The 15,502-nt window shown below is 55.3% G+C and carries 13 protein-coding genes; 8 read left to right on the forward strand and 5 right to left on the reverse strand.

Going from position 1 to position 15,502, the window contains the following annotated elements; translation table 11 throughout:
- Positions 1-4: 4 nt before the first annotated feature.
- Positions 5-985 (reverse strand): D-threonate 4-phosphate dehydrogenase, encoded by a 981-nt coding sequence (locus WFP70_RS06985; RefSeq protein ID WP_034829583.1) that lies wholly within the window; start codon positions 983-985, stop codon positions 5-7.
- The gene (dtnK, locus tag WFP70_RS06990) at positions 978-2,249 is read right to left on the reverse strand and encodes a D-threonate kinase (RefSeq protein WP_058960875.1); all 1,272 of its coding nucleotides are present in this window, start codon (positions 2,247-2,249) and stop codon (positions 978-980) included. Before dtnK ends, WFP70_RS06985 begins: the two co-directional genes overlap by 8 nt.
- Positions 2,250-2,438: 189 nt before the next feature.
- On the opposite strand from dtnK, the gene WFP70_RS06995 reads away from it, so the two are divergent.
- From WFP70_RS06995 to WFP70_RS07020, 6 genes are all read left to right on the forward strand, one after another.
- Entirely contained in the window at positions 2,439-3,587 is a 1,149-nt protein-coding gene (locus tag WFP70_RS06995) for an iron-containing alcohol dehydrogenase (protein WP_337023064.1), read from the forward strand.
- A 17-nt stretch (positions 3,588-3,604) separates the two neighbouring features.
- Positions 3,605-4,489, forward strand: coding sequence for a dihydrodipicolinate synthase family protein (locus WFP70_RS07000; protein ID WP_034829589.1), 885 nt, complete (start codon positions 3,605-3,607; stop codon positions 4,487-4,489).
- A gap of 54 nt (positions 4,490-4,543) precedes the next feature.
- The gene (locus tag WFP70_RS07005; protein WP_337023065.1) at positions 4,544-5,497 is read left to right on the forward strand and encodes a phosphoglycerate dehydrogenase; all 954 of its coding nucleotides are present in this window, start codon (positions 4,544-4,546) and stop codon (positions 5,495-5,497) included.
- A gap of 150 nt (positions 5,498-5,647) precedes the next feature.
- Positions 5,648-6,967: an MFS transporter gene (locus WFP70_RS07010; protein WP_034829595.1), complete on the forward strand. Its 1,320-nt coding sequence runs from the start codon at positions 5,648-5,650 to the stop codon at positions 6,965-6,967.
- Between the two features lie 70 nt (positions 6,968-7,037).
- Positions 7,038-8,375, forward strand: coding sequence for an MFS transporter (locus WFP70_RS07015; protein WP_058960879.1), 1,338 nt, complete (start codon positions 7,038-7,040; stop codon positions 8,373-8,375).
- Positions 8,372-9,415, forward strand: a complete 1,044-nt coding sequence (locus WFP70_RS07020; protein ID WP_058960880.1) for a cyclase family protein — start codon at positions 8,372-8,374, stop codon at positions 9,413-9,415. Before WFP70_RS07015 ends, WFP70_RS07020 begins: the two co-directional genes overlap by 4 nt.
- A 243-nt stretch (positions 9,416-9,658) precedes the next feature.
- Here WFP70_RS07020 and yacL read toward each other — a convergent pair whose 3' ends face one another.
- The 3 genes from yacL to WFP70_RS07035 form a co-directional block, all read right to left on the reverse strand.
- On the reverse strand, positions 9,659-10,021 hold the full coding sequence (yacL, locus tag WFP70_RS07025; RefSeq protein WP_337023066.1) for a protein YacL: 363 nt from the start codon (positions 10,019-10,021) through the stop codon (positions 9,659-9,661).
- A 174-nt stretch (positions 10,022-10,195) separates the two neighbouring features.
- Complete coding sequence (gene acnB / locus WFP70_RS07030; RefSeq protein ID WP_337023067.1) at positions 10,196-12,793, reverse strand: bifunctional aconitate hydratase 2/2-methylisocitrate dehydratase; 2,598 nt, start codon at positions 12,791-12,793, stop codon at positions 10,196-10,198.
- Positions 12,794-13,031: 238 nt separating this feature from the next.
- On the reverse strand, positions 13,032-14,027 hold the full coding sequence (locus tag WFP70_RS07035) for an aldo/keto reductase (RefSeq protein ID WP_313377558.1): 996 nt from the start codon (positions 14,025-14,027) through the stop codon (positions 13,032-13,034).
- A gap of 98 nt (positions 14,028-14,125) precedes the next feature.
- Between WFP70_RS07035 and WFP70_RS07040 the strand changes: the two genes are divergently transcribed.
- Entirely contained in the window at positions 14,126-15,025 is a 900-nt protein-coding gene (locus WFP70_RS07040; RefSeq protein WP_337023068.1) for a LysR family transcriptional regulator, read from the forward strand.
- 280 nt (positions 15,026-15,305) lie between these two features.
- Positions 15,306-15,452 carry a Hok/Gef family protein gene (locus WFP70_RS07045; protein ID WP_097118356.1) on the forward strand — a complete coding sequence of 49 codons (147 nt, stop codon included), beginning with the start codon at positions 15,306-15,308 and terminating at the stop codon, positions 15,450-15,452.
- Positions 15,453-15,502 lie beyond the last annotated feature (50 nt).

Here is a 15,502-nt window from a genome sequence, read left to right on the forward strand (position 1 = left end):
TTCCCTATGCTAGCTGCATCGCGAGTTTAATGGAGATCGCCATGCTCGCAGAGTTCGCTTTACCTGTCCAGGCGATATCAAACGCCGTGCCGTGGTCCGCGGAAGTACGGATAAACGGCAGGCCAGCGGTGATATTGACGCCATCATAAAAGCCTAACAATTTCAGTGGGATGTGCCCCTGATCGTGATACATCGCCACCACCATATCGTACTGACCTTGCTGGCACTGCAGGAACACGGTATCCGGCGGGCACGGGCCATAAACATCAATGCCCTGCTCTTTCATCACTTTGATTGCCGGTGCTACGGTGGTGATCTCTTCGTCACCAAACAGGCCATTTTCGCCCGCATGCGGGTTCACCCCGGCTACGGCAATGCGTGGCTTGTCGAAACCGACGCGGCGCAGGAAGGTATCCGCCATGCCGATCACCGTCTGGATACGGTCCCCATTCAGGGTGTCGAGGAACTTACGCAGCGCGATATGCGTCGTGACGTGAATCACCTTCAGATGATCGGTGTACAGCACCATGGCGTAGTTTTTGGTGTTAGTCAGTTGCGCCAGCAGTTCGGTGTGTCCCGGATAAATGTGCCCTGCTGAGTGCAGTGCTTCTTTATTGAGTGGAGCTGTCGCGATTGCGTGCACTTCCCCGGCCAGTGCCAGTTCGGTGGCGCGTTTAACACAGCGCCAGGCCAAATCACCGGCTTCTTTCTGCACCACACCCGGTTTTAATGCCTCTGGATTGGCCAGCGGTTCATCGATCACGTTGATGATGCCCGGTGCGAAATGCGCGTCTTTGACGTTATCCAGTACGCGTAATTCTGCCTGCGGCGTAATGTTCAATCCCATCACCCGACGCAGCGTGCTGGCACAGCCGACCACCACTGCCGGGATACCCGCCAGGTCACCTTCCGCTAACGCTTTAATGATGATCTCCGGGCTGATGCCCGCCGGATCGCCCATGGTCACCGCAATAATTTTATTCACTCGACTTCTCCTCAATGAAACGGATGGCTTCTATCAGGGTGTTTTCGTCACCAAAGCCACCCGCTTTGGTCATCACCGGCAGGTGTAATTCGCTATTTAGCAGAACCCCGTGCGGCACACAGCCCGCCACCAGGCCCTGAATCTGAAAACCACTGGCGCCGAGCGCTTGTGCGACGGCAATTGCCACGTCGCCGCCCGAAAGATACAACCCGGCAGGCAAGGCCTGGCGGCAAACGTTGTGGGTCAATTGGGCGAGGAAGTGGCAGATGCGTTCTCCCAGCTCCTGGCGTGACACCTGATGTTGCTGACACAGCTGTTCAATCTCATGGCGTTGCTCTGCATGCTGTGTGGTGCGCACTACGCAGTGTGCGCCGTCGCGTAAAGCCTGTTGCATCGCCTGCTGCCACTCGACAGCCTGCGGCCACGCGGGCTGAGCAAACAGCTGACGAATATCAATATCGATAATGCGAATGTCACGTTGGGTCGCGAGGCGGGCGATTTGCTGCTGCGCGATGGCGCTCATCGAACCCACCACGGCCAGCACCGGCCTGGCCGGACGCGTCGCCAGATATTCGCCCAATGCATCACCTAATCCGGAAGCGCCTGCGAGTAAGGGTCGTGCGGGTAAACTCGCCGCCGCCGCCACAATCAGCGCAATATCAGCATCCTGCTCGGCATCCAGCACCACTAAGCCCTGCCTACTGGCAAGCACCTGTGCCAGCTTGCCACTGCGCACCGTCGCCAGGTCCAGAGTTTCACCGGTCAGATCGCTTTGCATGTGCAGGCGGGTTAACACATGGCTACTGGTCACCGGGGTTTTCGGGTCGCTGGCAAATTCGGTGTCCGTCAGACGCTGCTGGTTGATCCAGACTTCACCTTCACGCGTGGTACGGCCCAATTTCGGCACAGCGGGCACCACCAGCGCTAAGGTTTTTCCGCTGGCGTGCAATGCGGCCTCAATCTCTGCGCCCGGATTGCCGCGCAGCGTGGAATCAATCTTTTTAAACAGCCAGCCATCCTGGGCAATCGCCTGATGCTGCTGTAATGCTAGCGTTGTACGATGCGCTGCTTCTGCTGCACTGACTGCACGGCTGTCGGTGCTGATGACCAGCACATCGGCGCTGCTGGCATCGTGGGCTGTACTGCTATCAAACAGCACATGCACCTTTGCGCCTGCTCGCGCCAGTCCGCTACCGGCGTCGTTGGCACCAGTAAAATCATCCGCGATCACTAAGACGGGTGTTTTCCATGGCTGTGAAGTCATTCTCTTTCCTCTGCCGGCAGTTCGCCGTGTTGAGATTGATTATATTCAATCATGATTGATTATATGTGAGCAAGATCAAATTATTTGAAATCAATTTGTCCTATAAATTTAGGCACTGTAGTGACAGAACCCGCACTGAATGAGCAAAGTTAATCATTTAGTACGAAAAAACCGCGATAAGGGTATGAAATGAATATCAACAGCACCGTGATCAGTGGCTTCCAGGCGCTTAATGACCTCAGCTATTTACTGCAGAGTAAAGACAAAGCGCTTCTGGTCACCGACAAGAATATCGAAGGCATTCCAGCGGTTCAGTCGCTGATCGCGCAGCTGAAACATCAGATCAGCAGTTTGAGCATCGTCAACAGCGTGCCGCCGGAGCCAAGCCAGCACGATGTCGCCGCCATTGTTGCCGCACTACCTTCTACCGACGTCGATCTGGTGATCGGCGTGGGCGGCGGCAGCGTGCTGGATGTCGCCAAACTGCTGTCGATTCTGTGCGTTGATGGCGCGCCGACATTGGATGCCCTGCTGACCGGAGAGAAACCGCTGACCCGCACCACGTCACTGTTGATCCCGACCACCGCCGGTACCGGCTCCGAAGCCACGCCAAACGCAATCCTGGCGATCCCAGAGAAAGAGACCAAAGTTGGCATCATCACTCCGGTGATGCTGCCCGATTATGTCGCACTGGTGCCTGAACTGACCACCAGCATGCCGCCACATATCGCCTCTTCGACCGGTATTGATGCACTCTGTCATCTGATCGAGTGCTTTACCGCCACCGTGTCCAATCCGGTGAGTGATAACTATGCGCTGATCGGCATGAAAAAGCTGTTTGCCAGCCTGGAGACCACCATTGCCGAACCGGGCAATCTGGAAGCGCGCCTGAATATGTTGTGGGCTTCTTATTACGGTGGCGCATCGATTGCCCATGCCGGTACCCATCTGGTGCATGCGATGTCCTATCCGCTGGGCGGCAAATATCATCTGCCGCACGGCGTGGCGAACGCCATTCTGCTGGCACCGTGCATGCGCTTTGTGCGCCCCGCCGCCGTGAGCAAATTCGCGCAGGCCTACGATCTGCTGCCGGACGCCGATGCCTCACTGGATGAAGAAGCCAAATCGCATGCGCTGGTGGAGTACTTTGCCGCGCTGGTGAAACGTCTCAAACTGCCTGCCAGTCTGGAGGAACTGGGTATCGGCCCGGATCACCTGCCATATCTGGTTGAAGCCGCGCTCGACGTGCAGCGACTGATGAAGAATGTACCGATGAAAGTGAGCGCCGATGACGTACGAAACGTCTACCTGACACTCTTTCCGGCTTTGAATCACTAAGGATTAATGAGGGCATCATGAGTAAGAAAATTCAGGGCGTATTAACCGCCATCGTCACCACCTTTGACAGTGAAGGTGCGTTTAATCCCGCGGCTCAGCGTCTGCAGGTGCAACGTCAGCTCAGCGCAGGCAACGGCATCTTCTGCGGTGGCACCAACGGTGAGTTCTTTGTGCTCAACGAGCAGGAGAAATTAGCGGTTACCGAAACCTGCGTCGATGAAGTGAATGGCGCTGCGCCCGTTGTGGCGCACATCGGTGAGATTTCTACCCGTGAAACCATCCGCCTCGGCAAACAAGTCGCCAAACTGGGCGTGGATGCGGTTTCGGTGATCACTCCGTATTTCGTGCCGCTGAAGCAGGAAGAGTTGATTGCCCACTACCGCGCGGTAGCAGATGCGATTGAAGTACCGCTGTATCTGTACAACATCCCTGCACGCACCGGCAACACCTTACAGCCGGAAACCGTGCGTGCGCTAGCTTCACATCCCAACATTATCGGCATCAAAGACAGTGCGGGCAGCTATGAGAGCCTGAGCGGTTTCCTGAAGGCCGCTGAAGGCGTGGAAAACTTCAACGTGCTGACCGGCCCTGACTCGCTGATCCATCGCGGTTTTGTTGAAGGCTGCACCGCCTGTATTTCGGGTCTTGCCAACGTGGCACCGAAAGAGATCAACGCTATCTGGGCACGTTTCCACGCGGGCGATATTGAAGGTTCACGTCAGGCACAAGAGAACATCACCGGCCTGCGTACCGATCTGTATAGCGTCGGTTTCCCACCGGCCACCGTGAAGAAAGCTGTTTCACTGCTGGGTTCAGATGTGGGTAACAGCCGTTATGCGGTGAGCTTCTCTGCCGAAGAAGAGCAGAAGATCCGCCAGATCGTGAATCAGTACCTGCAGTAAAGACCGATTGGGCAGCGGTTGCTGCCCGTTCCAACACCAGGATTGGGAAACGCTATGAAAGTTATCTGTACTTCACCGTCTTTCGCCAAATACGACGCTGCGCCTATTGATGCGCTGGAACAGCAGGGTTTTGAGCTGATCACCCTGCCCGCCGATGCACCGCTTAGCGCGCTGGAGCCGCATCTGGCCGAGACCGTGGCGATGATCGTTGCCTTTACCGATGTGAATGAAGCACTGCTGGCAAAAGCACCTCAGCTGAAGCTCGTGTGTAAGCATGGCGTGGGCGTCGACAACATCAATCTGGATGCCACCCGCGCACGCGGCATTTACGTCACCAATGTGCCGGATGCCAATAAACATGCCGTGGCTGACTTCGCGTTCGCGTTGATTCTGAATAGCGCACGCCAGATTACCCAGGCTGCAATTGAAACCCGTGCCGGTAACTGGCCGCGCATCTTTGCCACCGATGTGTATGGCAAAACGCTGGGCATTATCGGCCTCGGGAATATCGGTAAACAGGTTGCGCTGCGTGCCAAAGGCTTCAACATGCGCGTGATTGCTTTCGACTTTTATCCGGATGAAAAATTTGCCGCCGAGCATGGCATCGAATTCGTCAGCCTCGATCAGCTGACCGAAAGCAGCGATTTCATCACCTTGCACAAGCCGCTCACCGATAAAACCCAGAATCTGTTCGATGCTGCGCGCATCAAGCGCATGAAGAAGAGTGCATTCCTGATCAATGCCTCACGAGGTGGCATCGTCAATGAGCAAGATCTGTATCAGGCACTGCTGGACAACGTCATCGCTGGCGCGGCCGCCGATGTGTTTGAGCAGGAACCGCTGGCGGAACATCCGCTGTTCACCCTCAGCAACTTTATCCCGACTTCGCATATCGCGGGTTACACCGACGGTGCCATCAGTGCCATTGGTGAACGTTGCGTCGCGCAGATTGTGCAGTGCATCAAACAGGGCGAGCGCCCGACAAATGTTATGAACGGGCTGGATTAATTTTCTCGAAACCCTACTTAATCCCAATTTTAATCCCCAGTCATTGGTGCTGACGCCAGCGACAAGGTCATCTGTCCCCCGAATGTGGGGTGGATGATTGCAGTCAACGCCGCGACAGCGCGAAAGACACCGGGAAGGTGAAAAAATATTATGAACAACACCTCTCGCTCTACCCGCATTCGCTGGTGGATTGCTGGCCTGATGTGGCTGGCGATCGCCATTAACTATATTGACCGTACCGTACTCTCTGCGGCTGCCCCGCATTTGATCAAAGAGCTCGACATTAATCCCGAGATGATGGGCTTTATCATGGCAGCGTTCTTCTGGTCATACGCGCTGTTGCAGATCCCGGCAGGCTGGTTTGCCGATCGCTTCGGTCAGAAAAAAGGTCTCGGTATTGCGGTGGCCTGGTGGTCAATTGCTACCATGGCGATGGGCCTGGCAACCGGCTTTAAATCTCTACTGGCGCTGCGTTTAGCGCTGGGTGTCGGTGAGGCCGCAGCCTATCCGAGCAACGCCGGGATAACCGCGCGCTGGTTCCCGGATCGCGAACGTGCCACCGTTTCAGGCCTGTTCGACAGCGCCTCGAAGTTTGGTGGTGCCGTGGCCATGCCGTTGATCGTATTTATGATCGCCATGTTCGACTGGCGCATCACCTTCCTGGTGATTGGTTCACTCGGTGTGTTCTGGGTGATTGCGTGGTACTTCATCTATGCGGAAAACCCGGAAGATCACAAATCGATCAGTCAGGATGAAGTGCGCTTTATCCGTAATGGCCAGGCGCAGAAACACGGCGACAAAAGCGTACGTCCGATGAAGTGGTACAAACTGCTGCGCTACCGCAATATCTGGGCAATGTGCATTGGCTTCTTCACCATCAACTACACCTCTTACTTCTTTATCACCTGGCTACCGACCTACCTGGTAAAAGATAAAGGCATGGATTTCCTTAAGATGGGGATGGTGGCTGCGCTGCCGCTGATTTGCGGCATGGTGATTGAAGTGCTGGCCGGTTGGGCATCGGATCGCATGGTGCACAAAAAAGTGCTGTCACTGACCGCCACGCGCAAGCTGTTCCTGACTATTGGTCTGATGATGGCACTGTGTATCGGCTTCGCCCCGTTCACTGACTCGGTATTTATGACCGTGCTGTTGCTGTGTATCGCCAAATCGGGCACCACCGTTGCGGCTTCTCAGGTGTGGGCACTGCCTGGCGATGTGGCACCGCAGAACAGCGTGTCGATCGTGGCAGGCCTGCAAAACACCGTATCCAACATGGGCGGTGCGGTGGGGCCGATTATTACTGGTGCCATCGTTGGGGCGACAGGCCACTTCACCTGGGCACTGGTGTTCTCTGCTGTATTAGTGGTTATCGGTATTCTTAACTACCTGTTCCTGATGGGCAAAGTCGAACCCATCGTGGATGAGGAACAGGCGCATCATCCACACTCCGTGGTAAGCGGCGCGTAAGTGCCAAACTCGCCGCATCGTCCTGATGCGGCGTTTCCCCTACAGAAAATAAAAAACAATTGGAGGCGACATGTCGCTGAATTCCAATGGATCACCTGCTGCAATTCAGGCAAGTAAAGCGAAAGGGAAATTTCGTTTCGTCATTCTCACGGTGCTGTCAGTCGGCATCGCCATCAACTATATCGATCGCGCCGCCATGAGTGTCGCCATGCCGTTTATGAGCCAGGAGCTGCACTTCTCGCCCACCGACAGCGGCTTATTACTCTCGGCATTTTTCTGGAGCTATGTGCTGTTCCAGCTACCCGGCGGCTGGCTGGTGGATAAACTCGGCCCGCGCATCACTTTTGCTGTCAGCAGCCTGGGCTGGGGTTTAGCCACCGCCGCCTGTGGCCTGGCCAGCTCCATCGCTGCTCTGGTGGGCTTCCGCTTTGTTTTAGGTGCCGTGGAAGCGCCCAGCTATCCCGCCAGTTCGTCGACGGTCACGCGCTGGTTCCCGCGTCAGGAGCGCAGCTTTGCCGCTGCCACCTTCAACAACGGCAGTAAGATCGGTGGCACGCTGGCGATCCCGATCATCTCTTTCCTGATCGCGCTGGTCGGCTGGCGTATGACATTTGTCATCTCCGGCGTGGTGGCGGTGGTGTGGGCACTGGCATGGTACTTGTGGTATCGCGATCCGCGCGATCACAAAAGCGTCTCGCTTGAGGAAGTGGAATTCATCGAGGCCAACCAGGATCCGCAAACCGGCGAGCCGATGAGTGTGCGACAGTTGCTGGGCCAACGTGCCGTACAGGCAATGATGGCCGGCTTCTTCTGCATTAACTTTGTTTCCTACTTTTTCTTTACCTGGTTCCCAACCTATCTGGTGGAAACCTTCCATCTCTCACTGATGAAATTCGGCCTGCTCGGCATGCTGCCAGGGCTGGCAGCGATTGTTGGCGGTTGGTGCGGTGGGTTGCTGTCCGATTCACTGGTGCGTCGCGGCTACTCGCTGAGCGTGGCGCGCAAAATTCCGCTGGTGGGCGGCATGTTGGGTAGTGCCACCATCGGTCTGGCGGCATTTTCCCCAACTGTTGGCCTGGCGTTGGCGGCACTCTGCTTTGCCAACTTCGCCGCCACGTTTGCCTCTGCCGCGCTGTGGGCACTGCCGTCTGATGTCGCACCCAACCGCGCGAACGTCGCCACCATCGGCGGTATCCAGAACATGGCGGCCAATCTGGCCGGGATTATTTCACCTATCCTGATCGGGGTGATCATGCAATACACCCACTCCTTTGTGATCCCACTGGAGATCGCCGGGGTGATCGGTGTCGTCGGAGCGCTGATTTACGCCTTCTGGCTGCCGCGTGTGCAGCCGATGGGCACCGAATCTGCCGCAGCACTGGAAGGCAACTTAAGGAGAGAAGTATGAATACTCGCTGGAAGCAACGCCCGGCGCACGCGACCTGGGGTGATTTTGGTCCCGACGATCAACTCGGTCGATTGAATCTCCTGACCGCGCAAAAGGTGCTGGAAGGCGTAGCCGAAGTGAAAACCGGGCAAACGTTCTGCCTGAGTTTACCGCTCGACTTACCGGGCGGCACGGCGATGAACCCGCGCCGTCCGCCGCCGCAGCTCAATGCCACACGACGCGGCGAGCATGCCAATATGACCTATCCGTTATCGCGCGATAATCCACTGCTCACCGACGTGATTTGCGATGATACCGTGACGCTGGCGCTGCAATACTCAACGCAATGGGACAGCCTGGCGCATATGGGCCAGTGGTTTGATGTCAATGGCAACGGCGAGCCCGAGATGGTGTTCTACAACGGCTACAAAGCCAATGTCGATATCGTTGGGGAAACGGATTATCGCGGCGGCTGTGGCTGCGACCACGGCAGCCATTTGGGCGCGAAGAAACTCGGCATCGAAAATGTGGCGCAGCACGGCATGCAAGGCCGCGCGGTGATGATTGATATTAAACGTCACTTTGGCACCGAGCGGTTTGCCTTTGGTTATCAGCATCTGCAGCAGATTTTACAGGCGGATGGTATCGAGGTGCGCCAGGGCGATATGGTGTGTTTCCGCACCGGCATGGATGAAGCGATTCTGGCGATGCAGGGCGAGCCGGATATGACGTTTTTAAACAGCCACTTTGCGGGTCTGGATGGCAGTGATGAGCAGCTGCGCAACTGGATCGTCGAGAGCGGCGTGGTGGCGCTGATCGCCGATAACCCAGCGGTAGAGATTTTACCGGCACGCCCAATGAACGATGATTTTTATCCGTCGCATCCGCTGCACGATCTCTGTCTGTTCCGGCTGGGAGTGTATCTCGGCGAACTGATGTTACTCAGTCCGCTGGCGGATTGGCTGGCGCAGCAACAGCGCCATGCGTTTCTGCTCACCGCCCCACCACTGCGGCTACCTGGCGCGGTGGGTTCACCGGCGACACCGATTGCCACGGTTTGATGTGCCAACGGTAGCTATGGGCCGTACGAGTTTGAGGCGGCAATGTGGCCGTAGGGAGCGCAATAAATTGTGCCGCTACGGCCCGTGCGTGTTTGAGGCAGCACTATGGCCTTGGGGAGCGCAATACATTGCGCCGCTACGGCCCGTGCGCGGCTGAAGCAGCACTGAGGGTGCAGGAGGCCGAAAAAATTACGCTGTCTGGCGTGCAAGACGATCGCGACAACGCATGCGCATTCGTGCGGGTTATTTCCCCGCCAGAAATTGACGATACGCCGCGATCACTGCGAGGAAATCTTCCACGCCGCAAAATGACAGACTCTCTTCGTCGTAATAGGTCATGCCCTCTTCCATGCCATCATCTTCCAGCGCCAGCTGGTTGGCTCGGATCATCACCTCTTCTTCATCCAGCCAGATGGTGTATTCATGCCCGACACGCTGCCACTGATTGATAGTGCCTTTCACTGCCCGCGCGGCCGCTTCCACTTCATCCAGCAGGGCCAGATTATCGCTGACCTCTTCATTGAACCAATGCCCCACCGCTTCGTGGTCCATCGACATACGTACTTTGACCTGCCCGGTCAAATCACGCAGAAATTCATACTCCATGGGTTTGCCTCGTGTAGCTAATGGCGCGACGTGCAGCACCGGTTAGGTGCATTTTGTGCGTAGCGCGCTGAATAAAGTGGGATCGCGCTCGCATTATGCCTGGACATGCCCTAGGAAAACAGCGCATAAAAAAAGGGACGATTCGCATCGTCCCCTCTTCATCCTTCGCGCCGATTAAACAGCGGTCTGGAAGATGACGCCGTCGGCTTTCTCAGTGTACTGACCCAGCTGGTCAAAGTTGAGGTAGCGGTAAGTATCTGCCGCGGTCTTATCAACCTGAACCATGAACTGCTGGTACTCGTCTGGGGTTGGCAGTTTACCCAACAGTGAGGCGACTGCTGCCAGCTCCGCCGATGCCAGGAACACATTCGCGCCGGTACCCAAGCGGTTCGGGAAGTTACGGGTCGAAGTGGAAACCACCGTCGCACCGTCTTTCACACGTGCCTGGTTACCCATGCAGAGTGAGCAGCCTGGGATCTCGATACGCGCCCCGCTCTTACCGAAGACGCTGTAGTAGCCCTCTTCCGTCAGCTGTGCGGCATCCATCTTAGTAGGCGGTGCCACCCACAGACGGGTTGGCAGCTGGCCTTTGTGCGCATCCAGCAGTTTACCCGCTGCACGGAAGTGACCGATGTTGGTCATACAAGAACCGATGAACACTTCATCGATCTTCTCGCCCTGCACATCAGACAACCAGCGCGCATCGTCCGGATCGTTTGGTGCACACAGGATTGGCTCTTTGATTTCGGCCAGATCGATATCGATCACTGCCGCATATTCTGCATCCGCATCGCCTTCCAGCAGTTGCGGATCCGCCAGCCATTTCTGCATGCCTTCTACACGGCGCTCCAGCGTACGACGATCGCCGTAACCTTCGGAGATCATCCACTTCAGCAGCACGATGTTTGAGTTCAGATACTCAATGATCGGCTCTTTATCCAGCTTGATGGTACAGCCCGCTGCAGAACGCTCAGCTGACGCATCGGTCAGTTCAAATGCCTGCTCCACTTTCAGTTTCGGCAGACCTTCGATTTCCAGCACGCGGCCAGAGAAGATGTTTTTCTTCCCTTTCTTCTCAACAGTCAGCAGACCCGCTTTGATAGCGTACAGTGGGATGGCGTGAACCAGATCGCGCAGGGTGATACCCGGCTGCATTTCGCCTTTAAAACGCACCAGTACCGACTCAGGCATATCCAGTGGCATCACGCCGGTCGCAGCAGCAAATGCCACCAGACCAGAACCCGCCGGGAAGGAGATCCCGATTGGGAAACGGGTGTGTGAATCGCCACCGGTGCCGACGGTATCGGGCAGCAGCATACGGTTCAGCCAGCTGTGGATAACGCCATCGCCCGGACGCAGTGAAACACCGCCACGGTTCATGATGAAGTCAGGCAGCGTGTGGTGGGTGGTTACGTCAACCGGTTTTGGATAGGCTGCGGTATGACAGAACGACTGCATGACTAAATCGGATGAGAAGCCGAGGCACGCCAGGTCTTTCAGTTCATCACGGGTCATTGGACCGGTGGTGTCCTGAGAACCTACAGAGGTCATTTTAGGTTCACAGTAGGCACCCGGACGGATACCTTCAACGCCACAGGCACGGCCAACCATTTTCTGCGCCAGTGAATAACCACGGGTGCTCTCTGCAACGTCTTTGGCTTTCACAAACACATCGCTGTGCGGCAGACCCAGAGACTCACGTGCTTTGGTGGTCAGGCCACGACCAATGATCAGTGGAATACGGCCACCGGCACGCACTTCATCCAGCAGCACTTCGGTTTTCAGCTCGAAGGTCGCCAGCAGTTCGTCGGTTTCATGATTGCGCACTTCACCCTTGTACGGGTAAACGTCAATCACATCGCCCATGTTCAGACGATCAACATCCACTTCGATCGGCAGTGCGCCCGCATCTTCCATGGTGTTGAAGAAGATCGGTGCAATTTTACCGCCGAGGCACAGACCGCCGCCTTTTTTGTTTGGCACGTACGGAATGTCATCGCCCATGAACCACAACACCGAGTTGGTGGCGGATTTACGGGAAGAACCGGTACCGACAACATCACCGACGTAGGTCAGTGGGAAGCCTTTTTTCTGCAATTCTTCGATCTGTTTGATCGGCCCAATGTTACCGGCATCGTCGGGTTCGATACCATCACGTGGGTTTTTCAACATCGCCAGTGCGTGCAGTGGAATATCCGGGCGAGACCATGCATCCGGTGCCGGAGAGAGGTCATCGGTGTTGGTTTCGCCGGTCACTTTGAACACGGTGGTGGTGATTTTTTCTGCCAGCTTAGGACGCTTCAGGAACCATTCCGAATCCGCCCAAGACTGGATAATCTTTTTCGCGTGTGGGTTACCCGCTTTTGCTTTCTCTTCGACATCGTAGAAGTTATCGAACATCAGCAGCGTATGAGACAGGGCTTCAGCGGCGATAGGGGCCAGTGCTTCATCTTCAAGCGCTTCAATCAACGCATGGATGTTATAGCCGCCCTGCATGGTGCCCAGCAGTTCAACTGCTTTTTCGCGAGTAACCAGAGGAGAGAGGGCTTCGCCCTTAGTGACAGCTGCCAGGAAACCAGCTTTTACATAAGCCGCTTCATCAACACCTGGGGGTACACGGTTGACCAATAGATCGGTCAGGAATTCTTCTTCACCCGCTGGCGGGTTTTTTAGCAGTTCAACCAGCGCGGCCATTTGGGAAGCATCTAACGGCTTAGGTACGATTCCCTGGGCAGCACGCTCGGCAACGTGCTTACGGTATTCTTCTAGCACGACGTTCTCCTCGCTCTCATTGTATAGCTTTCCGGTGCACCTCTTGATGCTGTCAAACAGTAGGGCGAGGTGCCCGGTTCCGCGTCGGCCAGCATAGCAGCATTTCGGCTGATTGTTAATCTGTTTACAAAAAAGCAACATCCGCGCGTTATTTAGCAGATTTATCTGGATTTTGAGCGGGGTCACACAAAATGGCAGGCCACCTGAGCCTGCCATTTTGTGATTGAAGGGCTAAAAATTAGCGATCGACCAGGGTGAATTCGCTTTCGTTGTAGCGCTCACCCTGAATATTTTGTGGATTGAATAGCGTATCCAGGGCCTTGATATCGGCTGAATGAAGTGTGAGAGCGGCCGCAGCACAGTTCTGTTCCAGATTGGCGATTTTACTGGCACCAGGGATCGGCACGATATCCTCACCTTTCGCCAGCACCCACGCCAGCGCCAGTTGTGCTGCTGTCGCATCATAACCTGCAGCCATCTCTGAAAGCTGATTCACTAACTTCTGGTTATGCGCCTGTGCGTCCTGTTGGAAACGTGGCAGATAGCGACGAAAATCATCTTCCGCCAGCGTGGTCGCCGCCGGGAATTTACCGGTGAGGAAGCCGCGGCCTAACGGACTGTAAGGGACAAATCCGATATTCAGCTCACGGCAGGTGGCGAGAATTTCTTGCTCCGGATCGCGCGTCCACAGTGAGTATTCGCTCTGCAGGGCCGAAATCGGATGCACCGCCTGCGCGCGGCGTAAAGTGGCCGATGAGACTTCGGATAAACCGAGATACTTCACCTTCCCTTCACGCACCAGATCCGCCATCACGCCTACCACATCCTCAATCGGCACGGCTGGATCGAGACGATGCTGATACAGCAATTCAATGGCTTCGACACCCAAGCGCTGAAGTGAGCCTTCCACGGCGCGGCGGATATGCGCCGGTTCGCTATTGGCACCGGTAATGCGCTCCCAGCCCTCCCCATGATCGGTAATGCGGAAACCAAACTTGGTCGCCACTTTGATATCGCTACGGCCTTTGATCGCTTTCGCCAGTAACATCTCATTGGTGAAAGGACCATACACTTCAGCGGTATCGAGGAAATTGACGCCGAGTTCAAATGCACGCGCCAGCGTATTCAACGCTTGCTTTTCATCATTCTGACCATAGGCAAAGTTCATGCCCATGCAGCCCAATCCTAACGCTGAAACCTGTAATCCCTGACTGCCTAATTGACGCTGTTGCATTGATTTATCCTCTTCGCTTACGGTGTTAATGTTATAAACCTCAGCAATCGCAGCAACAATTGCGCGATTTTCGTTGATTTAGTGAGTGGAATTCAGCAATGAACAACTACCGTGCATCAATGCAGGAACTGGAGATGTTTGCCGCTATCGCGCAGCATCTGAGTTTTCGCAAAGCCGCTGAGGAGCGAAATGTCACGCCCTCGAGCCTGAGCCACGCCATGCGCAACTTTGAGGAGAGGCTGGGAGTGCGTCTGCTGCACCGCACCACGCGTAAAGTGGCGCTGACCGAAGCCGGCGAGCGATTCTTGCTGCGTATCCAGCCTGCGCTGGCCGATCTTTCACAGGCGGTGGATGAACTGAATGACTGGCGTCGCGATCCTCGTGGCGTGTTGCGCATCAGCATGCCGCGTTCGGCGGAGGCGCTGTTTTTCCAATCCGTCATTTTACCGTTCGTGCAACGCTTCCCGGAGATTACGCTGGAGATCGACAGCAATGACGCGTTGGTAGATATCGTTGAGAGTGGTTTTGATGCAGGCGTACGCTATGGCGATGTGCTGGCGCAGGATATGATCGCAGTGCCCTTTGGCAAGCCGATGCGCGCACTGGCGGTGGCCAGCCCGGCTTTTCTTGCTCAACATGGCGTTCCGCAGTTCCCGGCGGAGTTATTGCAGTTTCCCTGTATTGAGCGGCGCTTTCCGAGTGGACGTCGCTATCGTTGGGAATTTTGGCAAGACGGGCGCAAGCAGGAAGTGGCGGTAAAAGGCTCACTGGTGCTGGACAATAATGAGCGCATTCTGCAAGCGGCATGTGCCGGATTAGGTATCGCCTTTTTACATCAGGACGCGGTCAACGCTGCTTTGGCGGAGGGAGAATTAGTTGAAATACTTACTGAGTATACGCAGATTGAAGAAGGATTCTGGCTCTATTACCCCAGCAGGAAATACCTTTCCGCACCGCTCAGGCATTTTATTGATTGGATTAAAGATATCAATAATTAATGACACAAACACTTAACACCTTTAATTAAAGACTAACGATAAAACTGGGAAATTTAATTAAAATTAAAGATAAATTAGACGTGAAATAAGAAACAAAACGCGTAGACTGCCTGCGGGCGCTTGAGGCAATCTGCCTCAAGCATTATCAATTGAGGTGGGTTGTGGAAGGAGAAACTCATGCGGTCAATTTTCATCAACCGCACGAGCAGGCAACTACCCGAAACACCTAAGCAATGTTAGGGTAGTTGCTTGCTCGTGCTAATGCAAGGAGTAAGTGATTATGAAGTTATCATTCAGCAAGCTGATTATCGGCGGGCTCATGCTATTAGTATTGTGCCTGGTGAATCGCAATACACTCTGTGAATTACGATTCAAGGTATTCACTGCTGAATTATCTGCGGTAATGGCTTACGAAGTCAGGCCGTAACGCTTCAATAGCAGGGGTTCGCCCCTGCTATTTCCGGCAGGGCTTATGCG

Origin of the sequence: Pantoea sp. USMM079 (genome assembly GCF_037153115.1) — a bacterium.
Lineage (GTDB): Bacteria > Pseudomonadota > Gammaproteobacteria > Enterobacterales > Enterobacteriaceae > Pantoea > Pantoea communis.

What these genes read in the sequence shown, in the direction of transcription:
- dtnK (WP_058960875.1), bottom strand. Translation starts at nt 2,249, where the DNA reads ATGACTTCACAGCCATGGAAAACACCCGTCTTAGTGATCGCGGATGAT.
- WFP70_RS06995 (WP_337023064.1), top strand. Translation starts at nt 2,439, where the DNA reads ATGAATATCAACAGCACCGTGATCAGTGGCTTCCAGGCGCTTAATGAC.
- WFP70_RS07000 (WP_034829589.1), top strand. Translation starts at nt 3,605, where the DNA reads ATGAGTAAGAAAATTCAGGGCGTATTAACCGCCATCGTCACCACCTTT.
- WFP70_RS07005 (WP_337023065.1), top strand. Translation starts at nt 4,544, where the DNA reads ATGAAAGTTATCTGTACTTCACCGTCTTTCGCCAAATACGACGCTGCG.
- WFP70_RS07010 (WP_034829595.1), top strand. Translation starts at nt 5,648, where the DNA reads ATGAACAACACCTCTCGCTCTACCCGCATTCGCTGGTGGATTGCTGGC.
- WFP70_RS07015 (WP_058960879.1), top strand. Translation starts at nt 7,038, where the DNA reads ATGTCGCTGAATTCCAATGGATCACCTGCTGCAATTCAGGCAAGTAAA.
- WFP70_RS07020 (WP_058960880.1), top strand. Translation starts at nt 8,372, where the DNA reads ATGAATACTCGCTGGAAGCAACGCCCGGCGCACGCGACCTGGGGTGAT.
- yacL (WP_337023066.1), bottom strand. Translation starts at nt 10,021, where the DNA reads ATGGAGTATGAATTTCTGCGTGATTTGACCGGGCAGGTCAAAGTACGT.
- WFP70_RS07035 (WP_313377558.1), bottom strand. Translation starts at nt 14,027, where the DNA reads ATGCAACAGCGTCAATTAGGCAGTCAGGGATTACAGGTTTCAGCGTTA.
- WFP70_RS07040 (WP_337023068.1), top strand. Translation starts at nt 14,126, where the DNA reads ATGAACAACTACCGTGCATCAATGCAGGAACTGGAGATGTTTGCCGCT.
- WFP70_RS07045 (WP_097118356.1), top strand. Translation starts at nt 15,306, where the DNA reads ATGAAGTTATCATTCAGCAAGCTGATTATCGGCGGGCTCATGCTATTA.